Here is a 16,221-nt window from a genome sequence, read left to right as displayed (position 1 = left end):
GGGAGTTTTAACATCCAGACCGCGCAGGGCGTGGTGCAAGGGATATCACACCGCTATTGTCGCGTGGTGCAACGCGCCGACGGTTATAGCTATAGTCTTCAACCCACTTTAACGGAGGAAGCGAGACGGGTTGCCTAACCGCGCTGCGCGCGGTGCGCTTTCCCTCCCCGCCCTTAAGGGCGGGGTTTCTCGCGCAAGACAGATGACTGATCCACACACTCCTGACGCCCCACTCGATTACCGCAGTGCCGGTGTCGATATTGATGCTGGCGCCGAACTGGTCGAACGCATCAAGCCCCTGGCTGCAACTACCGCCCGCCCCGGTGTCGGCCGCCTGGGGGGCTTTGGCGGCCTGTTTGAGCTGCCCCAGGGGCGCTATCGCCAGCCGGTACTGGTATCGGGCACCGATGGCGTGGGCACCAAGCTGAAGCTCGCCATCGAAACCGGGCGCCATCAGGGCATCGGTATCGATCTGGTCGCCATGTGCGCCAATGACATCCTGGTCACCGGGGCCGAGCCGCTGTATTTTCTTGACTACTATGCCACCGGCCAGCTCGATCTAAACCAGGCCACCACCGTGGTGGCCGGAATTGCCGAGGGCTGCCGCCAGGCCGGCTGCGCGCTCATCGGCGGTGAGACGGCCGAAATGCCCGGCATGTACCAAGCTGGCGACTACGACCTGGCCGGCTTCTGCGTCGGCATTGTCGAGAAGGACGCGCTGCTCGGCCCGGAGCGGGTTCAGGTGGGTGATCGCATTCTGGGGCTGGCCTCCTCCGGCCCGCATTCCAACGGCTACTCGCTGATTCGCCGCGTGCTGGAACGCAGTGGCGCGGATCTGAGCACCCAGCTCAGCGATCAGACCACACTCGCCGATGCCCTGCTGGCGCCCACCCGTATCTATGTGCGCTCGGTCCTGCCGTTGCTGCAACCCCTGGAGATTCACGCGCTGGCGCATATCACTGGCGGTGGCCTCACGGATAACCTGCCGCGGGTGATGCCCGAGGGCACGCGCGCCGTCATCGACCTGAACAGCTGGACCCGGCCGCCGGTGTTCGACTGGCTCCAGCAGCAGGGGAGCATCGCGGAAGCGGACATGCGGCGCACCTTCAACGGCGGTCTGGGGCTGGCGGTGGTGCTGCCACCCGAGCGGGTCGATGAGGCACTCGCGACACTTAGGGCGGCTGGTGAACAAGCCTGGGTGATTGGCGACATCCAGGCGGGTGGCACCAGTCCCAGTGTGCACTACCAGGAGGGAGCCGGCTAATGGACGCCGCTTCTTCCGCCCAGCCAGCGCCGGTAACGCCAATGCCTGTGGTGGTGCTGATCTCCGGCAGTGGCAGTAATCTGCAGGCGCTCATTGATGGGCAAGCGCGCGGTGAGCTGCCCATCCGCCTGTGCGCCGTGATCAGCAACCGCGCCAAGGTGCGCGGACTGGAGCGCGCACGCGCAGCGGGTATCAGCTGTGCGGTGCTGAATCATCGGGAATTTCCGGATCGCGACGCCTTTGATCAGGCACTGCAACGTCTCATTGATAGCTTTGCGCCACAACTGGTGGTGCTGGCCGGCTTCATGCGCATTCTCACCCCGGCGCTGGTGCGCCATTATCAGGGGCGGCTGTTAAATATTCACCCCTCGCTGCTGCCGAAATACCCCGGCTTGCACACCCATGAGCGCGCGCTGGCCGCCGGCGAGACTGAACATGGCGCCACGGTGCATTTTGTCACGGAAGAACTCGACGGCGGCCCCGCCATTCTGCAAGCCCGGGTGCCGGTGTTGACTGGGGATGATGCTGAAACGCTCGCCACCCGGGTGTTGCGTCAAGAGCACATCATCTACCCGCAGGTGGTGCAGTGGTTTGCCAGCGGGCGGCTGCGCCTTGATGAGCATGGGCAGGTGCGACTCGATGACCAGCTGTTACCTGAGCCGCTGTGCTTGGATGAGCCGGCGGCGGCTTCCGGCTCGGACTATCCGCTCTGAGCAATCGGAGCGAGCTTAATGTTGCCGGGCGCGAGGTGGCACTTCTTGCGGCATGACCTCCTCAACCCACAGCCCCCGGCGCGCGCGGCGGCCCAGCAGAACGCAGGCGCGCTGAAAGGCCCGCTCGGCCTGACGCGCATGCCAATCCCAGTCCACCGGTGGCGAATCATTGCGCAAATGCCAGTGACCAATGGTCATCACTCGACCGATGCAGATTTCCAGCGCCCAGTCGTGCCAAATGACATCCACATCTTCGTCATCGGCAAACTCCTGCTCAACCAGGCGCACGAAGTTTTGGCCACGATCATCCATGGCAACAATCTGATTCAGCACCACATCTTCCTGTACGCAGCTCTCCCAACCGGTATGCACGGCGGTGGCGGTCTCCATCAGCGTTTTTGCCAGTTGCTCCGGGGTCAGGGTAATCTGCAATGGACTATCCCAATCAGGCTCGGCAAGCCCGTCGATCCCCTTGATTCCGGTGTCGATCTTCAAACGTTCTCTCCATTACAACAAGTCAGCAGCCAATCCGCCCGCGCGCCGCTCGGACGGGCGCCGGGACAAAAAAGACAATTGTGGATTGAATCGGCACGAAATGCACGATAACTTGCACGACAAATTTAAATCGGGAAGTATCCTCCATGTCCGTCTTGCTGGACCTCAGTATTTTTCCAGTCGATCAGGGCGGCAGCCTGAGCCGCTTCATTGCCCCCGTGGTGGAAATGATCGCCGCCAGTGGCCATGACTATCAACTCACCGCCATGGGCACCCAGGTTGAGACCGAAACCCTGGCTCAGGCGTTGATCTTGGTCGAACAGGCCCACACAGTGCTGGCCGATCATGGCTGCGAGCGCGTTTATGCGACCGCCAAATTCGATATTCGCGCTCATGCAAACCAGCGCCTCAGTGGTAAGATCGCCGCTGTCAAGCGACAACTGCACCATGCGGGTGAAGAGGACGACACCACTGCCGGAGCCTCCGAGTCATGAAGCTTGCTGTTTTCTCGGATGTCCAGGGCAATATTCAGGCGCTGGAAGTAGCCATTGCGCTCATTGACGCCTGGCAGCCCGACTTGGTCGCCACCGCCGGTGATCTGATCAACCGCGGGCCGGATAATGATCAGTGCCTGGCGCTGTTTGAGCAGCGCCGCCGCCAGCACGGCTGGCTGGCCGTGCGCGGTAATCACGAAACCTGGATCACGCGCTGGCGGCGCACCGGGCCAAATTCGCCCCAGGAGCGGGCCATGTACGGCTTCACCGACTGGGCCTGCCGGCAGCTCGCAGCCCTCACCGACACCCTGGACGACTGGCCAGATCATCTGTGTTTCGACGCCCCAGGCGCGACAGCGTACCAGGGCGCCAATCGCTGGGTGCATATCACCCACGGCACCTTGGCCGGAAATCGCGATGGCGTCTCGCCGCGCACCACGGATGAGTCCCTGCACGGCAAGCTCCCCGCCGACTTGGCGCTGTTCATCACTGGACATACGCACCGGGTACACCAGCGCCAGATTCTTGGTATGGACTTGGTCAATGTCGGTTCCGTCGGTTCACCCTTCGACGGCGATCCGCGCGGCAGCCTGGGGCTGTTCAGCTTTCATCATGGCCGCTGGCACAGCGATATCCGCCGCTTCGACTATGATCGCGAACACACCAAGCGCCGCTTTGAGGAATCCGGCTTTCTTGATCAGGGCGGTCCGCTGGCGCAGGTGATCTTTGCCGAATGGCAACAGGCCCAGCCGCTGCTGGCTTACTGGCGCCGACAGTATGAAGCCGCTGTGCTGGCTGGCGACATCGACTTACAGGCATCCGTTGATCGCTTTATGCGCGATCAGGGATAGCAACAACGACAAGACAGAGCAATCGAGCGCAAAGCGCAGGATGCAGGCCAGGACACCTCCGATGATCCCCGAAGCCGACCAATTACAACGTTTCCTCCTTGAAAAACTCGGCGTGCGCGGCGAGATGGTGCGCCTGGAGGCCAGTTGGCGTGCCGTGCTGGAACGCCACAGCTACCCAGAGACGATTCGTCAGCCGCTGGGCGAAGCCCTGGTCAGCGCCATGCTGCTAAGTGCAACCCTGAAGTTCACCGGCAGCCTGACTCTCCAGGCCCGTGGCGATGGTCCCCTGCGAACGCTTATTGCCCAGGCCACGCATGATCGCACCCTGCGCGGTCTGGCGCGCTGGAGCGAGCCACTTCCGCAGACCGCCTCGCTGGGGGATCTGCTCGGTCCGGCGCAACTGGTCATGACCATCGAGCCGGAGGATGGACAAAGCTATCAGGGGGTGGTGCCGATTCAGGGTGACAGCCTGGCCATGGCCATCGGGCATTATTTTGATCTCTCAGAGCAACTCCCAACCCGGCTGTGGCTGGCCATTGGTGACGGCGCCGCCTTTGGTCTGCTGTTGCAACGCATGCCGGAGCAAGACAGCGAGGACGAGGACGCCTGGGATCGTTGCCAACTCCTGGCCGATACTCTAAACAGCACCGAGATGCTGCATCAGCCGTTTCATACCCTGCTGCACCGGCTGTTTCACACCGAACAGGTGCGCGTCTTTGAGTCGGACCCAGTGGCCTTCCGCTGCAACTGTTCGCGCACCCGTATCGGTTCCACCCTGCGCGCCATCGGCGCCGCCGACCTTGACGCCCTGATCGCCGAGCGCGGCTCAGTCGATGTCACCTGCGAATTTTGCAATCGTGAATACCGCTTCGACTCCGTGGATGTCAGCGAACTCTTCGCCAGCAGCATCCCCACCACAGCACCTTCGCAACGCCAGTAAGTCACCACCCGGCAGGTTCAGGCATCCCCCGGCTTAACCGCCGAGGCCAGCACATAATCAAGGCCGGAAAACAGCGTTTTGGCCTCCACCTTCAGCGCCAGGCGCACCGCTAACGCCAACAACGGGTGCATGCGTGCAAGTATCTCGGGATGGGTGCGCAGATGCGCATGCAGCGGGACGTAGACCTGATCGCGAATCGACTCCACCCGGAGCTGGCCAAAGCCGGCAGCGGCCAACTTCTCCTGATAAGGGCAGATCGGATAGGCGTTTTCCTTGGGAATCGCAAACTTACTGGCGACCAATGTCCAGGTGCCACGCTGCATCCAGCGCGCCCGCCCGGCATCCACCAACGGTAGCGGGATAATATCCGCTACCACCAGACGCCCGCCGGGGCGCAGCACCCGCAACGCCTCGGCAAAAAAACGCTCGCGGGTGCGAAAATGAAACGCACACTCCAGCGCCAAAACCACATCAACCGACTGGGCCGCCACCGGCATCGCCGTCGCCGACCCCAGCTGCAAGTCAATCTGCTGCGTCAGTTCCTGTCGCGCCACACGCTCGCGCGCCACCGCCACCTGAGAAGCGGTAATATTCAACCCCTTGATTCGCTTGGGATGAAATTCACGCCACCACAGCAGGTCCTGATCGCCAAAGCCAAAGCCGACATCCAGTATCTGATCATCCGGCTCCAAACCGGCGCGTTCCCCAACGAGCCGTACCAATGCATCACAGGCATCATCCAGAGTTTGCGCCTGCTCCCAGTAGCCCAGATTCAGGTAACGCGTGCGTTCACAGGGCGACTGATCCAACAGCAAATCATAGACTGAGCGCACATCGCTGCGTTGCAACGGATTAAACAGCCAATTTAGAAAGCCGACATTAGCGACAAGATCGCGCCAGCTATAGGCTCGTTTGCTCATCAAAGGCCCCCTGCCACCATCGGCTTGCTTTAGTTGCGGCCCGCGCGCGGAAGCGCACGCAAGCACTTAGCACCACTGTAGCACCCGATCTGTTCGAAGCGCGTCAATTCGGGTGGCTGGTGCACTGGTAGTCTTGCGCTTAGGATTATACCTGACCCGGCCGCATGCAACGGTTTCAGGCCATCACGGGATGCTGCACAATCACCAACACAAGACCGCGCAATGTTTGATGATCAAACGTATTATGATGAATAAGAATTGCGAAGTGAGTTTAGACTGGCACCGATCACGCGAGGTGCAGACGCTTGTTTGTGCAACCGCCTTTCTGGTGGCTGTGCTGGTGCTGGGCGTGGGTGGCTGCGCTGTTAATCCACCGGCGGGGGATACAGGATTGCGGGTGAGGGTCACTGCACCTGTCAAAATCCCGGCCGAGCGCGCGCATGCGACCTTTCAGCGCGGTCGGTTAGCCAATGTCAGCAGCAAACTGGAACCGTATTGTGAGCTGGAGGTGCGCCGGGTCTCGCCAGCACAAGGCGCTCGCATCGAGTCCGGAGAGTTCGTAGTCAGCCGGATCAACTCGCGGCTTTTGGTGGATCCAACCACCCGTATTGCGGCGATAACTCTAGTCAGCAGTTGCTCGGACCCGCTGTTTCAGGAATCCATCTGGTGGCTGAGGTCGGACACGCCAAGCGATGTAATCTACCTGCGCTGCATCGCCCCTTACTACAACTGTGCCTTTGGTCCGCCACTGCAGCCGCCGCAGGTGCAGCAGCAGGTTGGTCGCTATCTGGCGGTGGGGTGGGCGAAGGCCCCTAGTCAAGCGGCAACGCAATTGCCAGGAGTTTCAAGTGAACAATAACAACTTGATGATAAAAACAATGACTCGGGAGGAGGTTGATATTGCAGTTGAGTGGGCGGCGCAGGAGGGGTGGAATCCGGGATTGCATGATGCCGAGTGCTATTATACCGCCGATCACAAGGGTTTTTTAATTGGCTATCTTGGCAATGAGCCGATTGCGACCATTTCCGCCATTCAATATGGTAAGGAGTTTGGTTTTCTGGGGTTTTACATTGTCAAGCCACAGTATCGTGGTCAGGGGTATGGCATCCAGCTTTGGAATGCGGCGCTGAACGCGCTTGCCGGCAGAACCATTGGACTCGATGGTGTGGTTGCCCAACAGGACAATTACAAACAATCAGGTTTCAAACTTGCTTATCGGAATATTCGCTACCAAGGCAACGGGGGTGGTCATCCGCCTAAGAACTGCGAAATCATCCCCTTGACTGCCTTGCCTAGCGACGACCTCGACGCATACGACCGGCCGTTTTTCCCAGCCGCCCGAACCCAATTTACTCAGGCCTGGATCCATCAGCCGGATGCTCAGGCCTTGGGGATCATGCACCAGGGAAAGCTAGCCGGCTATGGTGTGATGCGCCGCTGTCGCACCGGTTACAAAATCGGCCCGCTGTTTGCCGATACAGCGGCCGGGGCTGAATCACTGTTTCTGGCCTTGAAATCCAACGCCAAACCAGCCGAACCGATTTTTCTTGATGTGCCGCAAGTCAATCAAGCCGCTGTCGATTTGGCGGAAAGCTACAAGATGACAGTGGCTTTTGAAACGGCCCGAATGTATACGGGCAACCGACCTCATTTGCCGTTAAATCGCCTGTTTGGCGTCACATCGTTTGAAATCGGCTAAAGCATTGGCCAAAGACCTGGACAAGGTTTACTCCGCTCCGGACAGTCCAAGCCGCTGGCCGCGGTAACTCCCGTCCATCACTCGGGCCACCCAGTCCGGATGCGACAAGTACCAGCCGATGGTGCGGGCGATGCCGGAGGCAAAATCCTCGCGCGGTGACCAGCCGAGTTCGGCTTTGATCTTACTGGCATCAATGGCGTAACGCCGGTCATGCCCGGGACGATCAGGAACGAAAGATTTCAGCAGTCGGTGTGGACGATAGGGGGAATCGGGTAGCGCCTCGTCGAGCAGATCGCACAGGGTGTCCACCACTTCCAGATTAGTTTTCTCGCTGTCACCGCCGATGTTATACACCTCGCCGGGTTGGCCGGCTTCCAGCACCAGGGCGATGGCACGGCAATGATCCTCAACGTAGAGCCAATCGCGCACATTGCCGCCATCACCATAGATGGGCAGTGGCTGCCCGGCCATGGCCTTGCCGATGATCAGCGGGATGAGTTTCTCCGGGAATTGGTAAGGCCCGTAGTTGTTAGAACAGTTGGTGGTCAGCACCGGCAGGCCATAGGTGTGGTGCCAAGCGCGGACTAAATGATCCGATGCGGCCTTGGAGGCGGAGTAAGGCGAATTGGGCGCGTAGGCCGTGGCTTCGGTGAACTTGCCCGTGGTTCCCAGGGAACCATAGACCTCGTCGGTCGAGACATGCAAGAAGCGAAACTCATCCTGGCGTTGGCTGGGCAGTTCGGCCCAGTAGGCGCGCGCGCAGTCGAGCAGATTGAAGGTGCCCAGCACATTGGTTTCGATAAAGGCCGCCGGGCCGTCAATGGAACGGTCCACATGACTCTCGGCAGCGAAGTTTACGATGGCATCGATCGAATGCTCGGTGAGCAGCTGCCGGATCAGCGCGCGATCACCAATATCGCCTTCCACAAAGATATGGCGTGGTTCCTGGCTGAATTCGGCCAGGGTATCAGGGTTGCCGGCATAGGTGAGCTTGTCGAGATTGATGATGCGGGCCGAGCTTTCGGCGAGCAGCCAATGGACAAAATTGCTGCCGATAAAACCGGCGCCGCCGGTGACCAGGATGTTTTGCATCCGCATTCCTCTTCGATCCTGCCGAAGGCCCAACCAGCCGCCGGTTGCGGCGGCTCAGGCAAGAGACTTATGGGGGGAGACTTATTCTGAGTAACCGCGTCCGGTGCCACGGGGATCGCGGGCGAAAAAGCCAACCAGACCGGAGGGCACCACGGTGACACCGCCGGGGCTGACATGGAAGCGCTCGCGGTCTGCGGTTGCATCATACCCAATCACGGTACCGGGTTCGATGATGTTGTGGCGATCGACGATCACGCGACGCAACCGCGAGCCGCGACAAACGCGGACGTAATCCATGATAATGCAGTCTTCGAGTTCGACGTCTTCTTCGATGACCGCCTCACGACGGATGATAGAATTGGTGATTTTTGTGTTCTCATGGATGACGGTGGCGGCTCCCAACAGTGAATTGTTTACCTGTCCACCCAGCACCCGCGCGACCGGCCCCTGATAGTTGCTGGAGTAAATCGGCCACTCAGGGTTGAAGGCATCGAACACCGGCTCAGCGCCCAAGACATCCTTGTGGGCATTGAAATAAGCGTCGATACCCCCCACATCGCGCCAGTAAACGCGGGTTTCGTAAGGCTTGATGCCCGGGATCTCATTGGTGGCGAAATCATAGGCAAACAGCCGTTCCTGATTTGCCAGCAGACGTGGCAACACATGCTGACCAAAGTCGGTCTCGCCCGCCTGCTGCGAATCGTGCAGAGCATTGAGCAGCACCTTGGTGTCAAAGACATAGTTGCCCATGGAGGCAAACGCGCAGTTGGGGTTGCCTGGCATGGGCACCGGGTTGGCTGGTTTTTCCTGAAAACCGCTGATGCGCCCCTGCTCGTCGGCCACAATCACGCCAAAGCTGCGGGCATCATCCAGCGGCACCGGCAAAGCCGCAATGGTCACGGCAGCCTCGCATTCGCGGTGGAAGTGAACCATCTGGCGAATGTCCATGCGGTAGATGTGATCGGCGCCAAACACCACGACCAGATCGGGCGCATGTTCCTCCAGCAAGTTGATGTTCTGCTGCACCGCATCGGCCGTGCCCTGGAACCAGTTTGATCCATAGCGCATCTGCGGCGGCACCACGGTGACAAACTGATCCTGCAGCAACGGCGAGATGGTCCAGGCCTTGCGTACATGCTCAATGAGCGACTGGGATTTATATTGCACCAGCAGATAGATGGTGCGAATCTGCGAATTAATCAGATTGCTCAGGACAAAGTCGACGATGCGATAGCGCGAGCCAAAGGGCACCGAGGGCTTGGAACGGGCGGAAGTAAGTGGTTGCAGGCGGGCCCCTTGACCACCTGCCATGACGAAAGCGATGATTCGATCAACAGACATCTGTGCCTCTCTGGCCCCGGCCGCGTTCGGAGGCCCTCAGTGTGTAATGATGCTGTGAATTGAGCGGCAACACTGACCGCTGATCGCCCCAGAGCTGATCGCGGCCCGATCACAGCACTTTCGGGCAGCCTGTCTTATCAAGCCGCCTGCCATCCCATGCGACCCGGAAGGATACGCACCAGAGCCGCTCCTGTGCAACCGCAAGCGTGCAGCCGTTCAACCCCATTCAGTCCGGACGATTGGGAATACAATACTTCTAGCACCTGATGCCTTATCCTAAGAGGCATCGATTAACCGTTTGGATCAGAACCTTTTGGATCAGAACTCTTTGGATCAAATATGAGCAACAAAGCTGCCGGAATGAGTCGCCGCCCGGTCATTCTGCTTATTCTCGACGGCGTGGGTGTCAACCCCAGCAAAGCCCACAATGCCCTGGTGCTGGCGCCGACGCCGCGCCTGGATGCACTCTTCGCCGAGCATTCCCATACCACACTGCTGGCCTCCGGGCGCGCCGTCGGCTTGCCGGACGGGCAAATGGGCAATTCCGAGGTCGGCCACATGACCCTGGGCTCTGGCTGCGTGGTGCGTCAGGATCTGGTGCTGATTGATGATGCCATTACTGATCGCACCTTTTTTGACAATCGCGCCTTGGTAGCCGCCGCCCGTCGCGCGGCGACGCAGCATCGGCCGCTGCACCTGATGGGACTGGTTTCCGATGGCGGCATTCACAGCCATGTGCGCCATCTGACCGCCCTGATTAAGCTCGCCAAGCGCAACGGCGCCCGGCCGGTGCTGCACATGATCACCGATGGCCGCGATACCCCGCCGCGCGCCGCGCTGGATTATCTCACCGCGCTTGAGGAGTCCCTGAGCGCCGCCGATGGCCAGATTGCCACCCTGTCCGGGCGTTATTACGCCATGGATCGGGACAATCGCTGGGACCGCACCCGCATGGCCTTTGATGCCGTGGTGCATCGCCAGGGGCGCAAGGCGCAGAGCGCCCGCGCCGCCATCGAAAACGCCTATGCCGCTGGCGAGGATGACGAGTTCATCAGCCCAACCCTGATAGAAGGTGGCGAGGCGCTGCGTGACGATGACCCCCTGGTATTTTTCAACTTCCGCAAGGACCGCCCGCGCCAGATGGTCTCGGCGCTCTTTAATCCGGACTTTGACGACTTCGACCGCGGTGACTTCCGTCGCGCAGAGGTCACCTGCATGATGGAATATGATCAGTGGTACGGACTGCCGGTGGCCTTCGATCACGAGTCGCCCAGCCTGACCCTGGGGGAGATCATCAGCGACGCCGGGCTGGCACAGCTACACTGCGCCGAAACCGAAAAGTACGCCCATGTAACCTTTTTCTTCAATGGCGGCCAGACGGATCCTTATCCGAAGGAAGACCGCATCCTGATTCCGTCGCCCAAGGTCGCCACCTACGACCTCCAACCCGAGATGAGTGCGCCCGGGGTGGCGGATGCGCTGGTGGCCGCCCTGCATGAGGGTAAGCACGATTTTATTGTCGCCAACTTTGCCAATGGTGACATGGTTGGCCACACCGCCGTGCGCGAGGCCATTCTTGAGGCCATCAGCGTGTTGGATCAGCAGGTCGGCCGGGTGATCGATGCGGCGCGCGAGAATGGCTACTCAGTGCTGCTGACCGCCGATCATGGCAACTGCGATGAAATGATCGACCCCCTGTCGGGAGAGCCACACACCCGCCACACCACCTATCCGGTGCCCTGCCTGGTGATTGATGAAATGCCCTGGATTCTAAGTGTCGATGGCGGCATCGTCGATATTGCGCCTACTGTGCTGGCGCTGATGGGACTGCCGGTGCCGGAACGGATGCAGGGCAAGTCGCTGTTGCTGCGCCCGGCCAAGCGGTAACCGAACCTCTGGGGCACGGATGATGAATGAGCAAAACCGACGATTCGGGGAGCGCCTTGGGTTGAGCCTGATCAGAACTGAGCACGCATGCAAGCCTATCTGGAGTTAATGCGCGATATTCTCGCGCATGGCAGTGATCGCTCCGATCGCACCGGCGTTGGCACCCGCTCGGTCTTTGGGCGCCAGCTGCGCTTTGATCTCAGCGCGGGCTTTCCGCTGCTGACCACCAAGCGGGTGCACTTCAAGAGCGTGGTACTGGAGCTGTTGTGGTTTCTGGCCGGCTCGACCAGCAACACCTGGCTGAATCAGCGTGGCGTGACCATCTGGGACGAATGGGCTGCGCCCGATGGCGATCTGGGTCCCATCTATGGCGCGCAATGGCGCCGCTGGCCAACCGCAGATGGCACCACCATCGATCAACTCAGCGAGCTGGTCAGGAGCCTGCGCCAGGATCCTGATTCGCGCCGCCATCTGGTCTCGGCCTGGAATCCCGCCGTGCTGCCACTGGGCGGAGTCGCACCGGCGGACAACGCTGCTGCCGGACGCATGGCATTGGCGCCCTGTCATTGCCTGTTTCAGTGCTATGTTGATCAGGGGCGGCTGTCCCTGCAACTGTATCAGCGCAGCGCCGATTTGTTCCTGGGCGTGCCCTTCAATATCGCCAGCTATGCGCTGCTGACGCATCTGCTCGCCCAGCAATGCGAACTCGAACCAGGCGATCTGGTGCATACGTTCGGCGATGTGCATCTGTATCAGAATCATCTGACCGCTGAGATCGTGCATGAACAGTTGCGGCGCACCCCGCGCGCCCTGCCGAGGCTGGAAATTCGCACCCGGGCACCCTCGCTGTTTGACTACCAGCCCGAGGATTTCGCCCTGCTCAATTACGACCCCCATCCGTCCATTCGTGCTCCCATTGCGGTGTGACACACTGCCTGGGCGTGCTGTAACAGCGGTTATTTCGCTAGATTTCGCGACTCTGGAGCGCGCATGTTGATAGAAGCTTTAATTGAATACGGCCTGTTTGCGGCCAAGGCCATCACGCTGATCCTTGCACTCGGCCTGTTACTGATCATCCTGATCCGTGCCCGGCCGGGAGCCGGCGGCAGCGATGACGATGGGCATCTGGAAATTACCGACCTGGGCGAGCGCTACCGCGACCTGGCGCTGGGACTCAAGCAGGCCACGCTGCCGCCCAAGGTCTACAAAAAACTGCTCAAAGAGGAGCGCAAGGCCGAAAAAGAACGGGCCAAGGCCACGGAGCAGGACAGTGAGCGGCGACGGATTTTTGTCATCGACTTCCACGGCGATCTGATGGCCAGCGAAGTCGGCGGTCTGCGCGAGCTGATCTCAGCGCTGCTGCTGGTGGTGCGCGAAGATGACGAGGTGCTGGTGCGACTGGAAAATTCCGGCGGCGCCGTGCATGAACATGGCCTAGGGGCCTCGCAACTGCTGCGCCTGCGCCAGCAGGGCGTCGCCCTGACCATTGCGGTGGACAAGGTGGCGGCTAGCGGCGGCTACCTGATGGCTGTGGTGGCGAATAAAATTCTCGCCGCGCCCTTTGCGGTGATCGGTTCCATTGGCGTAGTGGCGGAATTGCCAAATTTCCATCGCTGGCTCAGCCGTAATGGCATCGACTTCGAGCAGCAGACCGCCGGCGAGTACAAGCGCACCCTGACCCTGTTCGGCGAAAACACCGATGAAGCGCGGACCAAGGTACGCGAGCAGCTCGAAGATGTGCACACGCAGTTCAAATCCTTTCTTATCGAGCATCGCCCCGATCTGGCGCTCGATCAGGTCGCCACCGGCGAATACTGGCACGGCGAACAGGCGCTGGCGCTGGGACTGATCGACGAACTGCGCACCAGCGACGACTACCTGCTCGCCGCCCATGCGGAGGCCGACCTCTATCGGGTCAGCTATGAAGTGAAGAAACGCCCGCTGGAGCGCCTGCTGGGATCGCTGCACTGGGCCGCTGCGCGCTGGTTGCAACCGCATGGCGGGCGCTAGGGAAGGTTACCAATGCCGCCAGCCGGCTGCCGGAACAGCTCGCGGCGGATTTCACCGCTCAGGGGTTAGCGCTGGACGCGCAACAGCTGCTGACCTCCGGCATGTTACTGGCACCCTATTTTGCCCGCGAGGGCCTGCAGGGTGCCCGCGTCTTGTTGCTGGGGCCAGACAGCGCATCCGGCTATGTGACCCGCGCGGGTGGCCACGACTGGACGAACCACCGGGTGGACGACTGGGCGAATGATGACCAGATCGAGGTGCTGGTGATCGCGGATCAACGTGCGGTTCGCTGGCCCAAGGATTTGAATCGGGCGCTGAATCTGATCATCCGCCGCCAGAACGCCGGCCGGTCTTTGCACCTGCTGTTGTGCAATCCGGATCTGATCTTCCCCAGCGCGCCCGGGCGCTACAGCCTGACTGCTGGCGCCATGGCCGTGATGCTCGAATCCGTGTTTGCCATCCAGTATCCCGAGCGCCCACTGGCGCTCCAGCGTCTTGGCAAGCCCAGCCGGCCCATCTTTGACGAAGCACCGCGACCAACCTGGCGGCTGCCTGGTTTCGGCGAATTTTCCAGTATTTGACCCAACTCACCCGCAGAACCCAAAGCTCATGCAATTTCCCTATGGCCTGAGTGATTTTGCCAAGCTGCGCCAGGACGGCTACTGGTATCAGGATCGCACTGATCGGATCCCGGCGCTGGAAGCTGCTGGCAACCAGCTGATTTTCCTACGCCCGCGCCGCTTCGGCAAAAGCCTGCTGCTGTCGATGCTGGAGCATTACTACGATCTCAAGCAGGCTGACCAGTTTGAGACGCTGTTTGGCCCGCTTGCCATTGGGCGCAACCCCACGCCCCGCCACAACCAATACTTTGTGCTCAAATGGGATTTCTCCCTGGTCGCCGCCCATGGTGGAATTGGTGATATCGAAGCCTCGCTGCATCGTCACATCAATGCACGCATTCGCGCCTTTTCCCGGCGCTACAGCCAGCACCTGCCGGAAACCATTGAGATCCATCCTGAGGATGCCCTCGTTTCCTGGGAGACGCTGTTGAGCGTTCTCTGTGCAACCCCCTACAAGCTTTACCTGCTAATCGACGAATACGACAACTTCGCCAATGAGGTACTGACCACCGCACGCGCTGACAGCCAGGACCGCTATCAAACCCTGCTGCAAGGCGAGGGATTCATGAAAACCGTGTTTAAATCCATCAAGGCGGCGGCCGGCGGCCTGGGGTTGGATCGGGTGTTCATCACCGGCGTTTCGCCGATTGTTCTCAGCGACATGACCAGCGGCTACAACGTTGGCGAGGACATTTTTCTGTTGCCGCAATTCAATGATTTGTGCGGCTTTACCGAGGCTGAAGTGTCGGCGGTGCTCAAGCAACTGATCGTTGCAGGTGGCAACGGGTCAGCGGAACAGGCGCTGGCCACCATGCGCACCTTCTACAACGGTTACCGCTTTAGCGAAGAGGCCGGGTACAGTCTCTACAACCCAACCTTGAGTCTGTACTTTTTCAAGGCTTTGGCCACTCAGGGTCAATACCCCCGGCAGCTGCTGGATGAAAACCTCGCCATGGATCGCAACAAGCTGGCCTATATTGCCCAGTTGCCCCAGGGCGAAGCTTTGCTGATCGAGGCGCTCAGCGGTGATGACCGGGTGCGCGTGCCACACTTGGTGCAGCGCTTTGGCGTGGCCGATGTGCTGGCGGCGGTCAAGGATCAGCCCTTCATGGCCTCCCTGCTGTATTTCTTTGGCATTCTGACTCTTGGCGGCGAAGGCGAGCTGGCTGAGCTGCTGTTGCGGATTCCCAATCTGGTGGCGCGCGGGCTCTATGTCGAGCGGCTGCGCGAGCGCTGGCTGCCGACCACCGATGCTCATACAACCAGCCGCGCCGCCGCTGAACACTTGTATCGGCATGCCGAACTGACTCCATTATGCGATCTGATCGAGCACAGCTATTTCGCCGTGCTTTCCAACCGCGACTACCGCTGGAGCAATGAACTACTGGTGAAATTCGCCTTTTTAACCCTGCTGTTCGATGATCGGCTCTATATGACCGTCTCCGAGCTGGAAACCGGGCGTGGCTACGTCGATTTGGCGCTGATTGTGCGCCCGGACATGCGCCGCTACCAGGCGCGCGATCTGCTGCTGGAATTCAAGTATCTGAGTCTGAAGGACTTGGGCCTCAGCGGCGAACAAGTACGGAGCGAAGCGCGCCCCGCCCTGGCACAACGCCCGGCTGTAGTGGCCAAGCTTGATGAAGCCGAAACCCAGGCGCGCGATTATGGAGCGACACTTACCAAGCGCCATGGGCTGAGCGATTTGCATGCCTTCGCAGTGGTGGCGCTGGGCGTGGAACGGCTGGTGTGGCGGACGCTTGATTAGACCCGTCATTCCGCACCCCCCTCAGCCGCTTCCAGAATATAACGCCACATACCGCCATCCCAGCAGTTCAAGTAAGGCGTGGTGGTAGTATTGCATATTTAGCACGAGCGGCCTGACCTGGGCAATGAC

The 16,221-nt window shown here is 60.3% G+C and carries 16 protein-coding genes; 12 read left to right on the top strand and 4 right to left on the bottom strand.

Annotated elements, in window-relative coordinates:
- Nucleotides 1–202: 202 nt before the first annotated feature.
- Nucleotides 203–1,264 (top strand): phosphoribosylformylglycinamidine cyclo-ligase, encoded by a 1,062-nt coding sequence (gene purM, locus CKO36_RS15960; protein ID WP_200285581.1) that lies wholly within the window; start codon nt 203–205, stop codon nt 1,262–1,264.
- Nucleotides 1,264–1,977, top strand: a complete 714-nt coding sequence (gene purN, locus CKO36_RS15955) for a phosphoribosylglycinamide formyltransferase (protein WP_200285579.1) — start codon at nt 1,264–1,266, stop codon at nt 1,975–1,977. Before purM ends, purN begins: the two co-directional genes overlap by 1 nt.
- Before the next feature lie 15 nt (nt 1,978–1,992).
- Here purN and CKO36_RS15950 read toward each other — a convergent pair whose 3' ends face one another.
- Nucleotides 1,993–2,472 (bottom strand): hypothetical protein, encoded by a 480-nt coding sequence (locus CKO36_RS15950; protein ID WP_207161492.1) that lies wholly within the window; start codon nt 2,470–2,472, stop codon nt 1,993–1,995.
- A 146-nt stretch (nt 2,473–2,618) separates the two neighbouring features.
- Between CKO36_RS15950 and CKO36_RS15945 the strand changes: the two genes are divergently transcribed.
- From CKO36_RS15945 to hslO, 3 genes are all read left to right on the top strand, one after another.
- Complete coding sequence (locus CKO36_RS15945; RefSeq protein ID WP_200285578.1) at nt 2,619–2,966, top strand: MTH1187 family thiamine-binding protein; 348 nt, start codon at nt 2,619–2,621, stop codon at nt 2,964–2,966.
- Nucleotides 2,963–3,817: a metallophosphoesterase family protein gene (locus CKO36_RS15940; RefSeq protein WP_200285576.1), complete on the top strand. Its 855-nt coding sequence runs from the start codon at nt 2,963–2,965 to the stop codon at nt 3,815–3,817. Before CKO36_RS15945 ends, CKO36_RS15940 begins: the two co-directional genes overlap by 4 nt.
- Before the next feature lie 64 nt (nt 3,818–3,881).
- Nucleotides 3,882–4,757, top strand: a complete 876-nt coding sequence (gene hslO, locus CKO36_RS15935; RefSeq protein WP_200285583.1) for an Hsp33 family molecular chaperone HslO — start codon at nt 3,882–3,884, stop codon at nt 4,755–4,757.
- Between the two features lie 17 nt (nt 4,758–4,774).
- On the opposite strand, the gene CKO36_RS15930 is transcribed toward hslO, so the two are convergent.
- Nucleotides 4,775–5,677: an SAM-dependent methyltransferase gene (locus CKO36_RS15930; protein WP_200285574.1), complete on the bottom strand. Its 903-nt coding sequence runs from the start codon at nt 5,675–5,677 to the stop codon at nt 4,775–4,777.
- A 265-nt stretch (nt 5,678–5,942) separates the two neighbouring features.
- On the opposite strand from CKO36_RS15930, the gene CKO36_RS15925 reads away from it, so the two are divergent.
- Both CKO36_RS15925 and CKO36_RS15920 read left to right on the top strand, forming a co-directional pair.
- Entirely contained in the window at nt 5,943–6,536 is a 594-nt protein-coding gene (locus CKO36_RS15925; protein ID WP_200285572.1) for a hypothetical protein, read from the top strand.
- Nucleotides 6,526–7,377: a GNAT family N-acetyltransferase gene (locus CKO36_RS15920; RefSeq protein WP_200285570.1), complete on the top strand. Its 852-nt coding sequence runs from the start codon at nt 6,526–6,528 to the stop codon at nt 7,375–7,377. Before CKO36_RS15925 ends, CKO36_RS15920 begins: the two co-directional genes overlap by 11 nt.
- Before the next feature lie 27 nt (nt 7,378–7,404).
- On the opposite strand, the gene rfbB is transcribed toward CKO36_RS15920, so the two are convergent.
- Together rfbB and CKO36_RS15910 are read right to left on the bottom strand one after the other, a co-directional pair.
- A complete protein-coding gene (rfbB, locus tag CKO36_RS15915; protein WP_200285568.1) occupies nt 7,405–8,469 on the bottom strand; it encodes a dTDP-glucose 4,6-dehydratase in 1,065 nt (354 codons plus the stop codon).
- An 81-nt stretch (nt 8,470–8,550) separates the two neighbouring features.
- A complete protein-coding gene (locus tag CKO36_RS15910; protein ID WP_200285566.1) occupies nt 8,551–9,810 on the bottom strand; it encodes a glucose-1-phosphate adenylyltransferase in 1,260 nt (419 codons plus the stop codon).
- A gap of 339 nt (nt 9,811–10,149) precedes the next feature.
- Between CKO36_RS15910 and gpmI the strand changes: the two genes are divergently transcribed.
- The 5 genes from gpmI to CKO36_RS15885 all read left to right on the top strand — a co-directional run bounded on the left by gpmI (nt 10,150) and on the right by CKO36_RS15885 (nt 16,092).
- Nucleotides 10,150–11,697: a 2,3-bisphosphoglycerate-independent phosphoglycerate mutase gene (gene gpmI, locus CKO36_RS15905; protein ID WP_200285564.1), complete on the top strand. Its 1,548-nt coding sequence runs from the start codon at nt 10,150–10,152 to the stop codon at nt 11,695–11,697.
- Nucleotides 11,698–11,784: 87 nt separating this feature from the next.
- Nucleotides 11,785–12,624: a thymidylate synthase gene (locus tag CKO36_RS15900; RefSeq protein ID WP_200285562.1), complete on the top strand. Its 840-nt coding sequence runs from the start codon at nt 11,785–11,787 to the stop codon at nt 12,622–12,624.
- A 63-nt stretch (nt 12,625–12,687) separates the two neighbouring features.
- Complete coding sequence (sohB, locus tag CKO36_RS15895) at nt 12,688–13,707, top strand: protease SohB (protein ID WP_200285560.1); 1,020 nt, start codon at nt 12,688–12,690, stop codon at nt 13,705–13,707.
- Complete coding sequence (locus tag CKO36_RS15890; RefSeq protein WP_338053504.1) at nt 13,656–14,288, top strand: hypothetical protein; 633 nt, start codon at nt 13,656–13,658, stop codon at nt 14,286–14,288. The genes sohB and CKO36_RS15890 overlap by 52 nt, the downstream gene beginning before the upstream one ends.
- Nucleotides 14,289–14,316: 28 nt before the next feature.
- Nucleotides 14,317–16,092, top strand: a complete 1,776-nt coding sequence (locus CKO36_RS15885; RefSeq protein WP_200285556.1) for an AAA family ATPase — start codon at nt 14,317–14,319, stop codon at nt 16,090–16,092.
- Nucleotides 16,093–16,221 lie beyond the last annotated feature (129 nt).

The organism is Rhabdochromatium marinum, assembly GCF_016583795.1.
Taxonomy (GTDB): Bacteria; Pseudomonadota; Gammaproteobacteria; order Chromatiales; family Chromatiaceae; genus Rhabdochromatium; species Rhabdochromatium marinum.
This window is presented reverse-complemented; position numbering and strand designations above follow the sequence as displayed.

Coding starts and splice junctions, on each gene's coding strand:
- gpmI (WP_200285564.1), top strand. CDS start 10,150: ATGAGCAACAAAGCTGCCGGAATGAGTCGCCGCCCGGTCATTCTGCTT.
- purM (WP_200285581.1), top strand. CDS start 203: ATGACTGATCCACACACTCCTGACGCCCCACTCGATTACCGCAGTGCC.
- CKO36_RS15910 (WP_200285566.1), bottom strand. CDS start 9,810: ATGTCTGTTGATCGAATCATCGCTTTCGTCATGGCAGGTGGTCAAGGG.
- CKO36_RS15900 (WP_200285562.1), top strand. CDS start 11,785: ATGCAAGCCTATCTGGAGTTAATGCGCGATATTCTCGCGCATGGCAGT.
- CKO36_RS15945 (WP_200285578.1), top strand. CDS start 2,619: ATGTCCGTCTTGCTGGACCTCAGTATTTTTCCAGTCGATCAGGGCGGC.
- CKO36_RS15930 (WP_200285574.1), bottom strand. CDS start 5,677: ATGAGCAAACGAGCCTATAGCTGGCGCGATCTTGTCGCTAATGTCGGC.
- purN (WP_200285579.1), top strand. CDS start 1,264: ATGGACGCCGCTTCTTCCGCCCAGCCAGCGCCGGTAACGCCAATGCCT.
- sohB (WP_200285560.1), top strand. CDS start 12,688: ATGTTGATAGAAGCTTTAATTGAATACGGCCTGTTTGCGGCCAAGGCC.
- CKO36_RS15885 (WP_200285556.1), top strand. CDS start 14,317: ATGCAATTTCCCTATGGCCTGAGTGATTTTGCCAAGCTGCGCCAGGAC.
- rfbB (WP_200285568.1), bottom strand. CDS start 8,469: ATGCAAAACATCCTGGTCACCGGCGGCGCCGGTTTTATCGGCAGCAAT.
- CKO36_RS15940 (WP_200285576.1), top strand. CDS start 2,963: ATGAAGCTTGCTGTTTTCTCGGATGTCCAGGGCAATATTCAGGCGCTG.